The following is a 17,315-nucleotide window of genomic DNA, read 5'->3' on the forward strand; positions in this document are numbered from 1 at the left end:
GGAACGCGGTCAAATGTGGAAGCGGGCTTGCTCGCTAAGAGGCCATCACAGCCTATGCAAAAGCCTGCTCAAGCGCCACGCCAGCCCCGGTCAGCCCCGAATACGGCGCTGTCACCAACCACACCGGAATACCTTTGAAGTAGTCGCTCATGCAGCCTTTATCCGCAAAACTTTTGGCGAAACCGCTGGCGATAAAGAAGTCGGCAAACCTGGGTATCACCCCACCCACGATGTACACGCCACCGCGCCCACCGGTGGTCAAGACGTTATTGCCCGCGACCCGCCCCAGCCAGATGCTGAACTGGTCCAGCACTTCCATGGCTACCGCGTCGCCGGCCAGGCCCGCTGCGGTGATGGCTTCGGGCGTATCCAGCACCGGCTCGTGCCCGTCCACCGCACAAATAGCGCGATACAGACGCGGCAACCCGCCGCCGCTCAATACGGTCTCGGCGCTGACATGGCCGATCTCCGTGTAAATATGCTGCCACAGCTGGGTTTCCCGCGGGCTGCTCAGGGGCAGGTCGACGTGCCCGCCCTCCCCCGGCAATGCCGCGAAACGCCCGGCGCCAAGGTCCAGCAAGGTGCCAACGCCCAGGCCAGTGCCCGGGCCGATCACCACCGCTGGGCGCAAAGGCTCCGGCGTGCCTTCGCAGACCACGCGGAACTCGTCGGGCTTAAGACGCGTCATGCCCAGGGCCATGGCCGAGAAATCATTGACCAGCAGCAGTTCATCCACTTGCAGGGCTTGGCAAAACGCCGTCTTGCTCAGGCGCCAGTGATTGTTGGTGAACTTGAACTCCTCGCCACTCACCGGCCCGGCCACCGACAGGCACACCGCACCGATGTCCCCGATTTCCAGGCCTTCCTCTGCGAGATAGACCTTGATCGCTTCTTCAGGGCTTTGGTGATCCGCTGTGGCATGCACGCGGATCGAATGCAGCTCCTGATCTCGCCATAACGCAAAACGGGCGTTGGTACCCCCGATATCACCGACCAGCGCAAGCTTCACTTAAGCGTCTCCAAGGCAGAGGTAAAGGCGCTGGCGCCCTGCTCTGCGGAGCTTGCGGCCAAGCGCATGAATGCAAACAGCTCGCGACCTGCTCCCACGTTATTGCCCAACAGGCCCGTGGCAGGCGCGCGCGCTGCAAATACTTCGGCGTCCACTTTAAGCTCCAGGGTGCCGGTGACGCCATCGACGCGGATGATATCGCCATCCTGCACCCGCGCCAGCGGCCCGCCGCTCTGGGCTTCGGGGTTGACGTGGATCGCGGCAGGGATCTTACCCGAGGCGCCGGACATTCGCCCATCTGTTACCAACGCCACTTTGAAACCACGGTCCTGCAACACGCCGAGAAACGGGGTCATCTTGTGCAATTCCGGCATACCGTTGGAACGTGGCCCCTGAAAGCGCATCACCGCAACGAAGTCTTTTTCCAGCTGGCCCGCCTTGAAGGCGTCGGCCAGGTCTTGCTGGTCCTGGAACACCACCGCCGGCGCTTCAACCACCTGATGCTCGGGCGCGACAGCCGAAACTTTCATCACGCCACGGCCAAGGTTGCCTTCCATCACGCGCAAGCCGCCTTCCGGCGAGAACGCACGGGCCACGGGGCGCAGGATGGTTTCGTCGAGGCTCTCGATCGGGCCATCGCGCCAGACCAGCTCGCCGTCCACCAGGAACGGCTCCTGGATATAGCGGCTCAAGCCCTTGCCGGCCACGGTGTTGACGTCTTCGTGGAGCAGGCCGGCTTCGAGCAGTTCGCGGATCAGGAACGACATGCCACCCGCCGCCTGGAAGTGGTTGATGTCGGCCTTGCCGTTTGGGTACACGTGGGACAGGGTCGGCACCACCTCGGAGAGGTCGGCCATGTCTTGCCAAGTCAGGATGATGCCCGCCGACATGGCGATGGCCGGCATGTGCAGCGTATGGTTGGTGGAACCGCCGGTAGCGTTTAGCGCAACGATGGAGTTGACGATGGATTTCTCGTCGACGATCTCGCCGATCGGCGTGAAGTTGCCATTGGCCTTGGTCAAGCGCGTGACCTGGTGCGCCGCTTCGCGGGTCAACGCGTCACGCAGTGGCGTGTACGGATTGACGAATGACGCGCCCGGCAAATGCAGGCCCATCACTTCCATCAACAACTGGTTGGTGTTGGCGGTGCCGTAGAAGGTACAGGTGCCGGGGCTGTGGTAGGACTTCATCTCCGATTCCAGCAGCTCTTCGCGGCTGGCCTTGCCTTCGGCGTAGCGCTGGCGCACATCGGCTTTCTGCTTGTTGGAGATACCCGACGGCATCGGGCCGCCGGGCACGAAGATCATCGGCAGATGGCCGTAGCGCAGCGCGCCCATCATCAGGCCCGGGACGATCTTGTCGCAGATCCCCAGCATCAGCGCGGCGTCGAACATGTTGTGGGACAGCGCTACCGCCGTGGACATGGCGATGACTTCACGGCTGAGCAGGCTCAGTTCCATGCCCGGCTCGCCCTGGGTCACACCGTCGCACATGGCGGGGGTGCCGCCGGCGAACTGGCCGACCGAGCCCACTTCACGCAGGGCTTTCTTTATTTGTTCAGGAAAATGTTCGTAGGGCTGATGCGCCGAGAGCATGTCGTTATAAGAAGAAACAATTGCCACGTTGGCGGCATTCATCATGCGCAGGCTGTTTTTGTCTTCGGTGCCGCAACCGGCCACGCCGTGGGCGAAGTTGGCGCATTGCAGCTTGCCACGCATCGGACCGTCGCTGGCTGCGCCGCGGATGAGCGCAAGGTAAGCCTCGCGGGTGGCGCGGCTGCGGGCGATAAGCCGTTCGGTGACCTCAAGAACGCGGGGATGCATGTATAGAACTCCAGGCTAACGGATGTGGCGACCTGAGTGTCTATGCTGATCAAACGCCCACGGCTCATGGGATGGCAGGGGGTCGTTTGGATCATCGGACCAGTTGATTCAGGTCACTCGTTGTAGATTGAACAAAATATTGCCACTAAAAAGGCTTGTTTTCTATTTTTATGCGAATAATCTTGTAATTCTTACAACAAATCGACGACAGGCACTTTTCCAATGACTCTACGTATCGCAATCAATGGTTTTGGCCGTATCGGCCGTAATGTCCTGCGCGCACTGTATACCCAAGGCTATCGCCAGGATTTGCAGATCGTCGCCATCAATGATTTGGGCGACAGTTCGATCAACGCCCACCTGCTCAAGTACGACACCGTACACGGCACTTTCGATGCAGAGGTCGCCCACGATCAGGAAAGCCTGACCGTCAATGGTGACCGGATTGCCGTCAGTGCCATTCGCAACCCCGCCGACCTGCCGTGGGCTGCGCACAAGATCGACGTGGTGTTCGAATGCACCGGCCTGTTCACCGACCGTGACAAGGCTGCCGCCCATATTACCGCCGGCGCGCGCAAGGTGATCATCTCGGCTCCGGCCAAGGGCGCGGATGCCACTGTGGTTTATGGCGTAAACCATGACATTTTGCGTCAGTCCCACCAGATCATCTCCAACGCGTCGTGCACCACCAACTGCCTGGCGCCGGTCGCGCAGGTGCTGCACCGTGAGCTGGGTATCGAAAGCGGCCTGATGACCACCATTCACGCCTACACCAACGACCAGAACCTGACCGACGTCTACCACACCGACCCGTACCGCGCGCGCTCGGCCACCCAGAACATGATCCCGAGCAAAACCGGCGCGGCTGAAGCCGTTGGCCTGGTGCTGCCGGAACTGGCGGGCAAGCTGACCGGCATGGCGGTGCGGGTACCGGTGATCAACGTGTCTCTGGTGGACCTGACTGTGCAGTTGAAGAAAGAAGCCACGGCCGATGAAGTCAACGCCCTGCTGAAACAGGCCAGCCAGCACTCGAAGATCCTCGGTTACAACACCCTGCCGCTGGTTTCCAGTGACTTCAACCATAACCCGCTGTCGTCGATCTTCGATGCCAATCACACCAAGGTCAGCGGCAAGCTGCTCAAGGTGCTGGCCTGGTACGACAACGAGTGGGGCTTCTCCAACCGTATGCTGGATAACTGCCTGGCGCTGTGCAACGCCGAGTAATCCCACCTGTGGGAGGGAGCAAGCCCCCTCCCACAGTTACATTTTGTCCAGCGTAGGTTCAGGGAAATAGCCACTTGCCATTTCGGTTGATGATAAGCATTATCATTCGCTGCAAATCGATCTGGTATCACTGTGAGCCAATCTCGCTTCAACCAAGTCTTTCTCACCCAACGGGTGATTCTGCTACGCACCTTGCAGCGGATGGTGAATAACCACAGCACTGCCGAGGACCTGTTGCAGGAAACCTACCTGCGCGTCACTCGGGCCCTGAGCGAGCGGCCGATCGACCACCTTGAACCCTTTGTGTACCAGACCGCGCGCAACCTGGCGCTGGATCACCTGCGCTCGCGCCGGATCCAGGCCCGCACGTTGCAGGAAGACGTCCCGCTGGACGTGCTGCAAAGCGTCGCCGCCCCTGCCAGCACGCCTGAAGAAGCCATTCAGGCCGAGCAACTGCTGGAGCATCTGAGCGTCAGCCTCGGCCAGCTGAGCGCTCGTCAGCAGCGGATTTTCATCCTCAGCCGCCTGCACGGTTGCAGCTACCAGGAGATTGCCGATCAGTTGAACGTGTCCTTGAGCACCGTACAAAAGGAACTGAAATTGATCATGGCCATCTGTGTAGGTGTGGCCGAACGGCTGGATCAGCCTTAAGCTCCATCCGACAGAGCTATCGATCCACGCTGTACGAAAAAATGAATAGAACGTGGCGAAGACCCGAGGAACACCGTGACGGACCCGAATAAACTGCGCCCCCATGCGTTGGCTCATGAGGTGCTGCAAGACACGGCCATGGACCAAGCCCTCGATTGGCTGATCGCCTTGCAGTGCCCGCAACCCGGGCAGCAGGCCGAGTTCGACGCCTGGCTGGCCGAGGACCCGGCGCATGTCCACGCGTTCAGCAAGGCCCAGGCGGCCTGGGCAGGTGCACCGGTACACAGCGCCGCCGTGGCCCTGGCGGTGCCACGCAAGCCAAGCGGCTGGCGCCGGATCAAACCGCACTGGAAGCCCTTGGCCACCGCGGCCGTGCTGTTGATCGGTCTGTTCAGCTTCAGCAACTTGCCGGTGCGCTTGCAGGCCGATCACCTCACCGTGGTCGGCGAGCGCCAGCGCCTGCAACTGGACGATGGGTCCAAGGTGCTGCTCAACACCAACTCGGCATTTTCCAGCCGCATCACCGACCACCAGCGCATTGCGCGCCTGTACCAGGGCGAAGCGTTCTTCGACATAGCCCCCAGCCGTGGCCTGGCCCTGGAAATCGACGCCGGCCCCGTGCGTGCCAGCGTGCGCGACACCGCCTTCGCCGTGCGCTACCTCGATGGCGAGGCCCAGGTACAGGTGCAGCGTGGCGATGTCGACCTGAGCAACACCTACGACGATGCCCGCGTACGCCTGAGTGCCGGGCAAAGCATCCGCATCGGCCCCAAGGGTTTCGGCCAACCGGCCAAGCTCGATGTCGGCAAGGATCTGGCGTGGGTGCAGGGTCGTCTGGTGTTCGAAAATTGCCCGCTGAGCGAAGTCCTGGCTGAACTGCGCCGCTATTACCCTGGCTGGATCGTCAACAACAATGAGCAACTGGCCAGCGTCGCCGTCACCGGCAACTATCGTCTCGACCAGCCGCTTGACGTGGTGCGCTCCCTGGCCCATATCACCTCGGCCAAGCTGTCGGAATACCCGGCGCTGGTGATCCTGAACTAAATGAGAATTATTTTTACTCGATGTTAACCGGCGATACGTCTCGTTATAGCCAATGCAACTGATTCCTATTTGGTTCAGTTCGCAACTATAAGATTCGTATCCCGGAGCGCTCTCGATGTCCTCTCGTTTCAACCGCCGGTGTTCTTCGCCCGTTTTGTCTTTGCTGACCGCTGCGATCCTGCTGGCTGGCGCGCCCGTCATGAGCGCCACCGCCGCCGAACCCGCCCCTCGCAGCCACGGTAATTACAACTTCAGCATCGAGCAGCAACCGCTGGTGTCGGCGCTCAACGCCTTTACCGCGGTGACCGGCTGGCAAGTCGGCCTGCCGGCAGAGCTGGGCCAGGGAGTGTCGTCCCCTGGCGTGCGCGGCCCGCTGTCGCCGGAAAAAGCCCTGGAGCGGTTGTTGGTGGGGACCAACCTGAGCTACCGCAAACTGGGTAATAACAATATCGTGCTGGAGAAACGCGCCGCGGGCGGCGCCCTCGCCCTGCAACAGGTGACCATCAGCGCCACCCGTAACGAACAGGATGTGAACAGCGTACCCAGCACCGTCAGCGTGCACGACCGCGAGGAACTGGACCGCCAGAACACCAACAACATCCGCGAACTGGTGCGCTACGAGCCCGGTGTCTCCGTCGGCGGCGCCGGCACCCGCTCAGGCAACGCGGGCTATAACATCCGTGGTATCGACGGCGACCGCATCCTCACCCAGGTGGACGGCGTCGAAGTGCCCAACAACTTCTTCAACGGCCCCTACGCCAAGACCCGTCGCAACTACGTCGACCCGGAAATCGTCAAGCGCGTGGAGATCCTGCGCGGCCCGGCCTCGGCCCTGTACGGCAGCAACGCCATCGGCGGCGCGGTGAGCTATTTCACCCTCGACCCGGACGATATCATCAAGCCCGGCAAGGACGTCGGCGCCCGCCTCAAGACCGGCTACAGCTCCGCCGACGAGAGCTGGCTGACCTCCGGCACCTTCGCAGGACGGGTACAGGACTTCGATGGCTTGCTGCACCTGAGCCAGCGCAATGGTCATGAAACCGAATCCTACGACGGCAACAACGCCACCGGCCTGGCCCGCACCGGCGCCAACCCGGAAGACGCGCGCACCACCAACGTGCTGGCCAAGCTGGGCTGGAACTATGGTGATGAAAACCGCCTGGGCCTGACCTACGAGAAGTTCAAGGATGACCGCGACGTCAACCTGAAGAATGCCGTAGGCGGCCCGTTCATCGGCGGTCGAGGCATGAACCTCTACCGTGCCCGCTCGGGCAACGACACCATCACCCGCGAGCGCTTCGGCCTGGAAAACACTTTTGCCCTGGAGTCGCCGATCGCTGATCGCATCAAGACCAGCCTCAACTACCAGATCGCCAAGACCGACCAGACCACCGCCGAGATCTACCAGGCTGGTCGCCGCGTACTGCGTACCCGCGACACCCTTTACGAAGAAAAACAGTGGGTCTTCGACGCTCAACTGGACAAGGCGTTCAGCGTCGGCGAAACCGACCACCAGGTGACCTACGGCACCACCCTCAAGCAGCAGAAAGTCACCGGCTCGCGCGAAGGCTCCGCCTCGTGCCTGGCCATTGGTGGCGGCTGCACCGCCATCGGCGCGCCCAGCCCGCAAGCAAGCGACAGCGTGAAGAAGGCGAGCGACTTCCCCGACCCGACCATCAACACTTACTCGTTGTTTGCCCAGGACCAGATCAGCTGGGATAAATGGACCTTCCTGCCCGCCGTGCGGTATGACTACACCCGGCTCAAGCCCAAGCTGACCCAGGAGTTCCTCAACACCGTCAACCCGACCGGCGAATATGCCGTCGATGGCAAGGACAAAACCTGGCACCGCGTCACGCCAAAGTTCGGCCTGACCTACGCCCTGACCGATAACTACACCTGGTTCGGCCAATACGCCGAAGGCTTCCGCACCCCCTCGGCGAAGGCCCTGTATGGCCGCTTCGAAAACCTCAACATTGGCTACACCGTCGAACCCAACCCCGACCTCAAGCCGGAGACCAGCAAAGGCATCGAGACCGGGATACGCGGCAAGTTTGACGAAGGCTCCTTCGACATCGCGGTGTACTACAACAAGTACCGCGACTTTATCGACGAAGACAACGCCGTGGTCGGCGGCACCGTGGAGCAGTTCCAGGCCGTCAATATCAAGCGCGCCACCATCAAGGGCATGGAAGCCAAGGGCCGCCTGAACCTGGATGCGTTCGGCGCGCCGAAGGGACTGTACACCCAGGGTTCGATTGCCTACGCCCACGGTCGCAACGACGACAATGGCGAACCATTGAACAGCGTCAACCCGCTCAAGGGCGTGTTTGGCCTGGGCTACGACCAGGACAATTACGGCGGCCTGCTGAGCTGGACCCTGGTGAAAAAACAGAACCGCGTCGACAGCACCACCTTCCACGCTCCCGACGGCAGCACCGACGGCCCGTTCAAGACCCCGGGCTTCGGCATCCTCGACCTGACCGCCTACTACAAGGTCACCAACGACGTGACCATCAACGGTGGCCTCTACAACCTCACCGACAAGAAGTACTGGAACTGGGATGACGTGCGCAGTTACGACAGCGTCGGCGAAGCTGGCGTAACCGGCCCGGCCAACCTGGACCGCCTGACCCAGCCCGGTCGCAACTTTGCGATCAACCTGATCTGGGACATCTGATCCACCCGCCTCACCTCGCCGGAATCCATCAGCGGCGGGGTGAGGATTTTTTACTGTGCCACGTCTTCTTGTTCGTCTAGTTGATAACAGCTCTCTTTAAGGGCACCCAGGCGCTCCCTCTTTCAAGGACTTTTTACATGACCGCTTCTCCTACCGCAGAACGCCCAAGCCTGCGCTCCCAGCGCCTGAACCAGATCACCAATGAACCGCACACCAAGCTGGATGCGTTGGTGAAGGCTCATGCGCCGTTCGAAACCCAAGCCAACTTCGCCCGCTTCGTGGTGGCCCAGTACCTGTTCCAGTCGGAACTGGTGGCGCTGTACAACGATGCCGCGCTGAACACGATCATTCCCGACCTGGCCGCCCGCTGCCGCGCCGAAGCCGCCAAGCTCGACCTGGCTGACCTGGACACCGACGTTCCGGCTCCGGTCGCCGGCGCGGTGAAAAACCCAAGCCAGGCCGAAGCCCTGGGTTGGCTGTTCGTGTCCGAAGGCTCCAAGCTGGGCGCCGCGTTTCTGATCAAGCGCGCCGTGGGCCTGGGCCTGAGCGAAACCTTCGGGGCCCGCCACCTGGGCGAACCGGCCGGTGGCCGCGCCGAAGGCTGGAAAAGCTTCACCCGCACCCTCGACAGCCTGGAGTTCAGCGCCGAAGAAGAAGCTGCGGTAGAAAAAGGCGCGATCGATGCGTTTGTGCGCTTCACCGTGTTGCTGGAACAGGCGTACGCTAGCGCCCCAGAAATGGCGTAAATGTTCCGGTAGACATCGGTTCAATGTGGGAGCAGGCAAGCCAGCTCCCACATTTGAGTGCATTTCATGGCAGATCATGTGTAAACCCTCCCACCAGAAAATTGCAGCATGACCGGCAAAACCCAATCCTCCTCAAAGATCGCCCAACTTCTCTATGGCCTGCTGGCCTACGTCAGCCTGGGGATCGGTTTGGTCGCGATTGTCATACCGGGTTTGCCGACCACCGAATTCATCCTGCTGGCCGCCTGGGCCGCCACCAAAAGCTCACCGCGCTTAAGCGCCTGGCTGGAAAACCACCGCCTGTTCGGGCCGATCCTGTTCAACTGGCGCAACGGCAAGATCATTGCACGCCGGGCCAAGGTCAGCGCCACCGTAAGCATGTTGCTGTGTGCCCTGCTGATGCTGGTGATGCTTGATCATGGCTGGCCGGTGTACCTGGCAATCGCCGGGATGAGCCTGGGCAACCTGTGGATCTGGTCCCGCCCCGAGCAGCTCGCACGGCCCGTATAACGCCCGGCGTAGGCATTTTCCTACCGCTCATCGCCTATTACTCATGAATTGATTTGTGACGCCGATGTTTCAGGAACGGCGCCGAATGGACTTGGCTCTGCTGCGTGCATACCCACAAGTCCATTCGTGAGTGAACCTATGTTCGACACCCTTTCTATCCGCTTGAAAATCGTGCTGCTGTCCGGCCTCTGCCTGCTGGGAGTGATCGCACTGGTGGTCGGCATCAATATCTACAACACCAACCAGAACGATCGGTTGGTCAGTGATTCAAGCTCACGAATGCTCACCGCCAGCGTGGAACAGCTGCTGCAAGCCAAGGCCGCTGAACAGGCCGTACAGTTACAAAAGACCTTCGGTGAAAACCTGCTGGCGGTTACCGCCCTCGCCGACCAGATCAAGGACCTGCGTCAGTTGGGGACCAAGCGCTCCATTGAAGCCGGCGCCCTGCGCGAAGAAATCAACCAGAGCGTGAAAACCGCGTTCGAGCGCAACACCAAGGTGCTGGGCATCTGGCTGTCGTTCGAGCCCAACGGCCTGGATGGCAAGGACAGTGAATTCGTTGACGACAAGGCTCGCGTCTCCAACGAAAAAGGTCGCTTTTCCAGCTACTGGAGCCGTGCCGGCGGCGAAAGCCTGAACACCATCATGGTCGAGGATGACCTGACCAAGACCACCCTCAACCTCAGCGGTACGCCTTACAACATTTGGTATACCTGCCCACGGGACACCCGCAGCACCTGCCTGCTGGACCCGTATGAAGACACGGTGGCCGGCAAACCTGTGCTGATGACCACCATTTCCCTGCCCCTGATCGTCGACGGCAAAGTCATCGGCGTTGTGGGTGTCGACATCGCCCTCACCGCCCTGCAAGCCACCACCGATGCGGCACAAAAGGACGTGTTCAACGGTGCTGCTCACCTGGAAATCCTGTCCAGCACCGGCCTGATTGCAGCCTACAGCGGCGAACCGGCCAGGGTCGGCAAGAACCTGGTCGACACCCTCGGCGCCGAAGGCAAGGAGATCGTGCAACTGCTGGGCAATGATCGGCCCATGATCCGCGAACAGGACGACACGATTCGCGCCGTGTACCCGGTCAAGCCGATTGCCGATGCCAAATCCTGGGGTGTGGTGATCAAACTGCCTAAAAGTGTGATGCTGGCTGATAACGAAAAGCTGCAAGCCGTGCTCGACGAAGCCCAGGCTACCGGCACCCTCAAAGCCTTGCTGGTGGCAGCCGCCGCCGGCTTGCTGGGCTTGTTGCTGATCTGGCTGACCGCCACCGGCGTGACCCGTCCGATCAACAGCGTGGCGGCCATGCTCAAGGACATTGCCAGCGGCGACGGCGACCTCACCCAACGCCTGGCCTACACCAAGAAAGACGAACTGGGCGAGCTGGTGAACTGGTTCAACCGCTTCCTCGACAAGCTGCAGCCGACCATCGCCCAGATCAAACAAAGCATCACCGAAGCCCGAGGTACGGCGGATCAATCCTCGGCCATTGCACGCCAGACCAGCGAAGGTATGCAGGTGCAGTTCCGTGAAATCGACCAGGTCGCCACCGCGTCGAATGAAATGAGCGCCACCGCCCACGACGTCGCCAACAGCGCCTCCAATGCCGCCAGCGCGGCACGCGGCGCCGATCAGTCGGCCCGCGAAGGCATGTCGATCATCGAGCAGAGCACCCGCGACATCACCACCCTTGCCGAGGAAGTCAGCAAGGCCGTGACCGAAGTTGAAGCCCTGGCAGTCAACAGCGAGCAAATCGGTTCAGTCCTGGAAGTGATCCGCAGCATTGCCGAACAGACCAACCTGCTGGCATTGAACGCCGCGATCGAAGCAGCACGCGCCGGCGAAAGCGGGCGCGGGTTTGCGGTAGTGGCCGACGAAGTACGCAACCTGGCCAAACGCACCCAGGATTCGGTCGAGGAAATCCGCGTGGTGATCGAGCGCATCCAAAGCGGTACCCGTGGGGTAGTGGCGACCATGCACTCCAGTCAGCACCAGGCCCAGAGCAATGCCGGGCAGATCCATCAGGCGGTGCAGGCGCTGGGCAAGATCAGTGACGCGGTCACGGTGATCAGCGACATGAACCTGCAAATCGCCAGCGCTGCCGAAGAGCAGAGCGCGGTGGCCGAAGAGGTCAACCGCAACGTCTCGGCGATTCGCACCGTGACCGAAACCCTCACCGGCCAGGCTACCGAGTCGGCGGCGATCAGCAGCCAGCTCAATGCCCTGGCCAGCCAGCAGATGAAGTTGATGGATCAGTTCAGGGTGTAATTCACACCACAGGTCCAATGTGGGAGGGGGCTGCGCGACAGCCCCACGTTGACGATGTGACCGGGTGGTTGGGTGGTTGGGTGGTTGGGTGGTTGGGTGGTTGGGCCGAGTACATATCCGTTATTTAGGGAACGGCCACTATAGGTTCCGCTCTTACAGCGGGTCACTTTCGAAAAGCGCGAAAGTAACCAAAGCGCTCTTGCCCCACCACTCGGCACCTCGCTTAGGCTCGGTGTGCCCGTAATCCGACATTGATTTGGGGGGCCGCCGCCACGCGCCATCCATGGCGCGGGGCGGCTAAACCGGCATCCCTGCCGGTTTACCCCCCAAATCCATGTCGAATTCCGGCCAGCGTGGTTTAACGGGGCGCCTAAGATCAAGATCAAAAGCACAGCGAGGCGGCCTTATAGCCGACCTGATCGTTGAAGCGTGCGCGTACCCCTGTGGGAGCGGGCTTGCTCGCGAAGGTCGTTAACGATGACGGGGGAAATCAGAATGAGCGCGGCGCCCTCAGGTTTTTCGCGAGCAAGCTCGCTCCTACAGAAAAGCAGAAGCGCCGCCAGCGTATCTACGATGCGAAGCGAGCCGCTCTTGATCTTGCTTTTGATCTCAAGCGCCCCGTTAAACCACGCTGGCCGAACGCAGGCTTGAATCCGTGGGTAACCCGGCAGGACGCCGGGTTAGCCGCACTGGGCCAGGGATGGCCCATTGCGGCGGCCCACGGATTCAAGCCTTCGTTCGGGCACACCGAGCCTAGGCGAGGTGCCGAGTGGTGGGGCGAGGACCTTTTGCTTACTTTTGGCTGGGCCGGCATTCCGGTCCTTCCAAAAGTGAGCCGCTGTAAGAGCGGAACCCTAAGTGGCCGTTACCGCAGCAATGGATATGTACTCGCCCCCCCCAACATCCTAGTTAGCTGTCAAGCCCCCTCCCACATTTTGACCGCACACCGCTTAGCGTCCGCTCCAGGCCTGGACAAACGGCGTCAGGTCTTCCTTCGGCGCCGTACGCGGCGGGTTCTGCGGCGTGCCCAGGTAAAGGAAGCCAATCACTTCTTCACCCGCCGTCAGCCCCAAGCCTTTGGCCACATGGGCCGAATAGGACAACTCCCCGGTCCGCCACACCGCACCAATCCCCTGGGCATACGCCGCCAGCAGGATGCCGTGGGCCGCACAGGCCGCCGCCAGCAATTGCTCGGACTTGGGCACTTTGAAGTGCTCCTGCAAACGCGCAATCACCACAACTACCAACGGCGCACGCAGCGGGCCGTTCTGCGCCTTGTCGATGACGGCTTGCGGTGCGTCGGCGTCCTGCAGCCGGGCGGCTTCAGCCAACAGCGTGCCCATTTGCTCACGGGCTGCGCCTTCTACGGTGAGGAAACGCCAAGGGCGCAATTGACCGTGATCGGGCGCCCGCATGGCGGCAGCGAACAACAGGTCGCGCTGCTCCTGGGTCGGTGCCGGGTCGAGTAAACGCGGCACGGAAACACGGTTGAGCAAAGCGTCGAGAGCCTGCATTGGCCACCTCCAAAAAAAATGTGTGGTCATTCTAGCGGGAAAGAATCGCGATGCCACCAAACGATAATTGCTCTTATTCAAACCGCCCGGCCCTGTTAGACTTTGCGACCAGATTTTGCCCCCTCGTCCAGGAATCTCGATGTTCCGTTCGCTTTCCTACCTGTCTGCAGCGTTGCTGGCTCTATGCCTGACTGCTTGCGACGACGCCCCTCGCTTCACCAAGGCCGAGCCGGGTGAATCGCGATCCGGTGGCGCGACAACGGTAAACAAGCGCGACCAGAACGCCTTTTCCCTGCCCTCGGCCAACCTGGCACCCAGCCGTCGCCTGGATTTCAGCGTCGGTAACAGCTTCTTTCGCAACCCCTGGGTGATCGCGCCGGCCACCACCACGGCACGGGATGGCCTGGGCCCGCTGTTCAATACCAACGCCTGCCAGAACTGCCATATCAAGGACGGCCGTGGCCACCCGCCGCTGCCTGATGCGCCCAATGCCGTGTCGATGCTGGTACGCCTCTCAATTCCTCTCTCCATTACAGAGCAGCCCCCCTACGCCAAGCTGATCGAACAGCTCGGCGTGGTGCCCGAGCCGGTGTATGGCGGGCAGTTGCAAGACATGTCCGTGCCGGGCGTCGTTCCGGAAGGCAAGGTGCGGGTCGACTACAGCCCTGTCCAGGTCAGCTTCAAGGACGGCACCGTCCTCGAACTGCGCAAACCCGACCTGAAAATTACCCAGCTCGGCTACGGCCCGATGCACCCCGACACACGCTTCTCGGCACGCATCGCGCCGCCGATGATCGGCCTGGGCCTGCTCGAAGCAATCAGCGACGCCGATATCCTGCGCAACACCGACCCCAAGACCGCCGACAAAGACGCAATCGTCGGCCGCGCCAATTGGGTCTGGGATGACGCCCAGCATAAAACCGTACTTGGGCGTTTTGGCTGGAAAGCCGGGCAACCCAACCTCAACCAACAAAATGTTCACGCGTTTTCGGGTGATATGGGTCTCACGACCTCCCTGAGACCCTTTGATGACTGCACCGACGCCCAAGTGGCGTGCAAGCAGGCTCCAAACGGCAATGGCCCTGACGGCGAGCCGGAAGTCAGCGACAACATCCTGCGCCTGGTGCTGTTTTACACCCGCAACCTCGCGGTGCCTGCGCGCCGAGACGTCAACACGCCTCAAGTGTTGGCCGGCAAGAACCTGTTCTACGAGGCCGGTTGCCAGGGCTGTCACAAGCCGACATTCACCACGGCCGCCAACGCCGCCGAACCCGAGCTGGCCAATCAGGTGATACGCCCCTACAGCGACCTGTTGTTGCACGATATGGGCGAAGGCCTGGCCGACAACCGTACCGAATTCAACGCCACTGGCCGTGAGTGGCGCACCCCGCCGCTGTGGGGCATTGGCCTGACGCAAACCGTCAGTGGTCACACCCAGTTCTTGCATGACGGCCGCGCCCGCAACCTGCTTGAGGCCGTGCTGTGGCACGGCGGGCAAGCACAAGCGGCGCAACAACATGTGTTGTCATTTAACGCCGAACAGCGGGCCGCGTTGCTGGCGTTCCTGAATTCTTTATAAGCTTCGCCCCACTCACAGAAGGGAGCTCGACATGTTTCGTCCCAAGTTGTTGTTCACCAGCCTCGCCGCCCTTGCCCTGGGCGCGTGCTCGCCCCAGGACCCGCAAGCGGTGACCTCGGCGGCTATCGCCAAGCAGGTGATCCTGCCGACCTACAGCCGCTGGGTTGAAGCCGACCGCCAGTTGGCCGTAAGCGCCCTGGCCTACTGCCAGGGCAAGGAAAGCCTGGACACTGCCCGCGCCGACTTCCTGCACGCCCAAAAAGCCTGGGCCGAGTTGCAACCGTTGCTGATCGGCCCACTGGCCGAAGGCAACCGCGCCTGGCAGGTGCAGTTCTGGCCGGACAAGAAGAACCTGGTAGGTCGCCAGGTCGAGCAACTGGTCAGCGCCCAGCCGCAGATCGATGCGGCCGCCCTGGCCAAATCGAGCGTGGTGGTGCAGGGCCTGTCGGCCTACGAATACATCCTCTACGACGCCAAGCCCGACGTTGCCGACGAAACCCAGAAAGCCCGCTACTGCCCGCTGCTGATGGCCATCGGCGAGCGTCAGAAGGCCCTGGCTGAAGAGATCCTCGCCAGTTGGAACAGCACCGACGGTATGCTCGCGCAGATGACCAAGTTTCCGAACCAGCGCTACGCTGATTCCCACGAAGCCATTGCCGATCTGCTGCGCGTGCAAGTAACCGCACTGGACACCCTGAAGAAAAAACTCGGCACGCCGATGGGCCGCCAGACCAAGGGCATCCCGCAACCCTTCCAGGCCGATGCATGGCGCAGCCAGTCCTCCCTGCAAAGCCTGGAGGCCAGCCTCGCCGCCGCCCAGACCGTATGGGTCGGTGTCGACAACAAAGGCCTGCGCGGCCTGCTGCCGAGCGATCAGAAGCCGTTGGCCGAGAAGATCGACGCCGCCTATGCTGCGTCCCTGAAACTGTTCGCCAGCAACCAGCGCTCCCTCAACGAACTGTTGAACGATGACGCCGGGCGCCAGCAACTCAACGATATCTACGACAGCCTCAATGTGGTCCATCGCCTTCACGAGGGCGAGCTGGCCAAAGCATTGGGCGTCCAACTGGGCTTCAACGCCAACGACGGTGACTGATGATGCTCAGGCGACAGGCTTTGGCGCTGGGTAGCGTGCTGCTCAGCGCCCTCACGTTGGGCGGCTGGACGCTGTTCAAAGGCAAAGACAAGGGACCGCTGCTGCTCTCGGCACGCGATGATGCCGACGGCAAGCACTACGCTGTCGGCTATCGCCTGGACGGCAAGCCCGTCTTTGCCACCCAGGTCGGCCAGCGCTGTCACGACATCATCAACCACCCCACACTGCCAATTGCGTTGTTCGTCGCCCGTCGTCCGGGCACCGAGAGCTACCTGATCGACCTGCGCGATGGCACGCTGCTGCAAACCATCACCTCAAAGGCCAACCGGCACTTTTACGGCCATGCGGTGATCCACAAGAGCGGCGACTGGCTGTACGCCACCGAGAACGACACCTCAGATCCCGGTCGTGGGTTGTTGGGGGTGTATAAGTTCGAAGGCGAGCGGCTGGTACACAGCGGCGAGATTTCCACCCAAGGCATCGGCCCGCACCAGGTCTCCTGGATGCCCGACGGCGAAACCCTGGTGGTGGCCAACGGCGGCATTCGCACCGAAGCCGAAAGCCGCGTGGAGATGAACCTCAACGCCATGGAACCGAGCCTGGTGCTGATGCAGCGCGATGGCACCTTGATCAGCAAGGAAACGTTGGGCCAGCAAATGAACAGCGTGCGCCATATGGGGATCGCCAGCGATGGCACCATCCTCACCGGGCAGCAGTTCATGGGGCCGTCCCAGGAGCGTTCCGAGTTGCTCGCAATCAAGCGCCCGGGCCAGCCTTTTATGGCGTTCCCGGTAGCCGATGAGCAACTGCAAGCGATAGGGCACTACACCGCCAGCGTGGCGGTGCACAGCGAACTGCGCCTAGTAGCGCTCACGGCGCCGCGTGGCAATCGTTTCTTCATCTGGGATATGGACAGCGCCGAGCTGCGCCTGGATGGGCCGTTGCCCGACTGCGCCGGTGTGGGTGCAGTGGCGGACGGGTTTGTGGTTACGTCGGGACAGGGACGTTGCCGCTTCTATGATTGTCGTCAGGAACGACTGATGGCCAAGCCATTGGAATTACCGGCGGGGTTTTGGGATAACCACCTGCACCTGATCTGAAAATCGCCCCTCTGCAGGAGCGAGCTTGCTCCTACCGTTAAAGCGTCAGGCGTAAAAAAAGG

Annotated in this window: 13 protein-coding genes and 1 pseudogene; 11 read left to right on the plus strand and 3 right to left on the minus strand. The window is 61.6% G+C overall.

Going from position 1 to position 17,315, the window contains the following annotated elements; all coding sequences use genetic code 11:
• Positions 1 to 52 precede the first annotated feature (52 nt).
• Together LJX92_RS21230 and edd are read right to left on the minus strand one after the other, a co-directional pair.
• A complete protein-coding gene (locus LJX92_RS21230; protein ID WP_078822212.1) occupies positions 53 to 1,009 on the minus strand; it encodes a glucokinase in 957 nt (318 codons plus the stop codon).
• Positions 1,006 to 2,832, minus strand: coding sequence for a phosphogluconate dehydratase (edd, locus tag LJX92_RS21235; RefSeq protein ID WP_032879666.1), 1,827 nt, complete (start codon positions 2,830 to 2,832; stop codon positions 1,006 to 1,008). Before edd ends, LJX92_RS21230 begins: the two co-directional genes overlap by 4 nt.
• Positions 2,833 to 3,054: 222 nt before the next feature.
• On the opposite strand from edd, the gene gap reads away from it, so the two are divergent.
• The 8 genes and pseudogenes from gap to LJX92_RS27030 form a co-directional block, all read left to right on the plus strand.
• A complete protein-coding gene (gene gap, locus LJX92_RS21240) occupies positions 3,055 to 4,056 on the plus strand; it encodes a type I glyceraldehyde-3-phosphate dehydrogenase (protein ID WP_005791003.1) in 1,002 nt (333 codons plus the stop codon).
• Between the two features lie 132 nt (positions 4,057 to 4,188).
• Positions 4,189 to 4,707: an RNA polymerase sigma factor gene (locus LJX92_RS21245; RefSeq protein WP_005791005.1), complete on the plus strand. Its 519-nt coding sequence runs from the start codon at positions 4,189 to 4,191 to the stop codon at positions 4,705 to 4,707.
• Positions 4,708 to 4,782: 75 nt separating this feature from the next.
• Complete coding sequence (locus tag LJX92_RS21250) at positions 4,783 to 5,751, plus strand: FecR family protein (RefSeq protein ID WP_228308918.1); 969 nt, start codon at positions 4,783 to 4,785, stop codon at positions 5,749 to 5,751.
• 115 nt (positions 5,752 to 5,866) lie between these two features.
• The gene (locus LJX92_RS21255) at positions 5,867 to 8,431 is read left to right on the plus strand and encodes a TonB-dependent receptor (RefSeq protein ID WP_032879664.1); all 2,565 of its coding nucleotides are present in this window, start codon (positions 5,867 to 5,869) and stop codon (positions 8,429 to 8,431) included.
• A 137-nt stretch (positions 8,432 to 8,568) separates the two neighbouring features.
• A complete protein-coding gene (locus LJX92_RS21260) occupies positions 8,569 to 9,177 on the plus strand; it encodes a biliverdin-producing heme oxygenase (RefSeq protein ID WP_078822215.1) in 609 nt (202 codons plus the stop codon).
• A gap of 108 nt (positions 9,178 to 9,285) precedes the next feature.
• The gene (locus LJX92_RS21265; protein ID WP_032879662.1) at positions 9,286 to 9,687 is read left to right on the plus strand and encodes a YbaN family protein; all 402 of its coding nucleotides are present in this window, start codon (positions 9,286 to 9,288) and stop codon (positions 9,685 to 9,687) included.
• 138 nt (positions 9,688 to 9,825) lie between these two features.
• Positions 9,826 to 11,964, plus strand: a complete 2,139-nt coding sequence (locus LJX92_RS21270) for a methyl-accepting chemotaxis protein (RefSeq protein ID WP_228308919.1) — start codon at positions 9,826 to 9,828, stop codon at positions 11,962 to 11,964.
• A gap of 422 nt (positions 11,965 to 12,386) precedes the next feature.
• Positions 12,387 to 12,506 (plus strand): annotated as a pseudogene (locus LJX92_RS27030) (outer membrane lipoprotein carrier protein LolA); the annotation flags it as partial.
• A 408-nt stretch (positions 12,507 to 12,914) separates the two neighbouring features.
• Here the strand turns inward: LJX92_RS27030 and LJX92_RS21275 are convergent.
• Entirely contained in the window at positions 12,915 to 13,478 is a 564-nt protein-coding gene (locus tag LJX92_RS21275; protein ID WP_032879659.1) for an NAD(P)H nitroreductase, read from the minus strand.
• A 139-nt stretch (positions 13,479 to 13,617) separates the two neighbouring features.
• On the opposite strand from LJX92_RS21275, the gene LJX92_RS21280 reads away from it, so the two are divergent.
• From LJX92_RS21280 to LJX92_RS21290, 3 genes are read left to right on the plus strand one after another with little or no spacing between them, the layout of a single operon-like run.
• Positions 13,618 to 15,057 carry a di-heme oxidoredictase family protein gene (locus LJX92_RS21280; RefSeq protein WP_223017883.1) on the plus strand — a complete coding sequence of 480 codons (1,440 nt, stop codon included), beginning with the start codon at positions 13,618 to 13,620 and terminating at the stop codon, positions 15,055 to 15,057.
• A gap of 31 nt (positions 15,058 to 15,088) precedes the next feature.
• The gene (locus tag LJX92_RS21285; protein ID WP_005791021.1) at positions 15,089 to 16,153 is read left to right on the plus strand and encodes an imelysin family protein; all 1,065 of its coding nucleotides are present in this window, start codon (positions 15,089 to 15,091) and stop codon (positions 16,151 to 16,153) included.
• A 2-nt stretch (positions 16,154 to 16,155) separates the two neighbouring features.
• The gene (locus LJX92_RS21290) at positions 16,156 to 17,253 is read left to right on the plus strand and encodes a DUF1513 domain-containing protein (RefSeq protein ID WP_228309923.1); all 1,098 of its coding nucleotides are present in this window, start codon (positions 16,156 to 16,158) and stop codon (positions 17,251 to 17,253) included.
• Positions 17,254 to 17,315 lie beyond the last annotated feature (62 nt).

It is taken from the genome of Pseudomonas sp. HN8-3 (assembly GCF_020790195.1).
Taxonomy (GTDB): domain Bacteria; phylum Pseudomonadota; class Gammaproteobacteria; order Pseudomonadales; family Pseudomonadaceae; genus Aquipseudomonas; species Aquipseudomonas synxantha_A.

What these genes read in the sequence shown, in the direction of transcription:
- edd (WP_032879666.1), bottom strand. Translation starts at nt 2,832, where the DNA reads ATGCATCCCCGCGTTCTTGAGGTCACCGAACGGCTTATCGCCCGCAGC.
- gap (WP_005791003.1), top strand. Translation starts at nt 3,055, where the DNA reads ATGACTCTACGTATCGCAATCAATGGTTTTGGCCGTATCGGCCGTAAT.
- LJX92_RS21255 (WP_032879664.1), top strand. Translation starts at nt 5,867, where the DNA reads ATGTCCTCTCGTTTCAACCGCCGGTGTTCTTCGCCCGTTTTGTCTTTG.
- LJX92_RS21260 (WP_078822215.1), top strand. Translation starts at nt 8,569, where the DNA reads ATGACCGCTTCTCCTACCGCAGAACGCCCAAGCCTGCGCTCCCAGCGC.
- LJX92_RS21265 (WP_032879662.1), top strand. Translation starts at nt 9,286, where the DNA reads ATGACCGGCAAAACCCAATCCTCCTCAAAGATCGCCCAACTTCTCTAT.
- LJX92_RS21270 (WP_228308919.1), top strand. Translation starts at nt 9,826, where the DNA reads ATGTTCGACACCCTTTCTATCCGCTTGAAAATCGTGCTGCTGTCCGGC.
- LJX92_RS21275 (WP_032879659.1), bottom strand. Translation starts at nt 13,478, where the DNA reads ATGCAGGCTCTCGACGCTTTGCTCAACCGTGTTTCCGTGCCGCGTTTA.
- LJX92_RS21280 (WP_223017883.1), top strand. Translation starts at nt 13,618, where the DNA reads ATGTTCCGTTCGCTTTCCTACCTGTCTGCAGCGTTGCTGGCTCTATGC.
- LJX92_RS21285 (WP_005791021.1), top strand. Translation starts at nt 15,089, where the DNA reads ATGTTTCGTCCCAAGTTGTTGTTCACCAGCCTCGCCGCCCTTGCCCTG.
- LJX92_RS21290 (WP_228309923.1), top strand. Translation starts at nt 16,156, where the DNA reads ATGCTCAGGCGACAGGCTTTGGCGCTGGGTAGCGTGCTGCTCAGCGCC.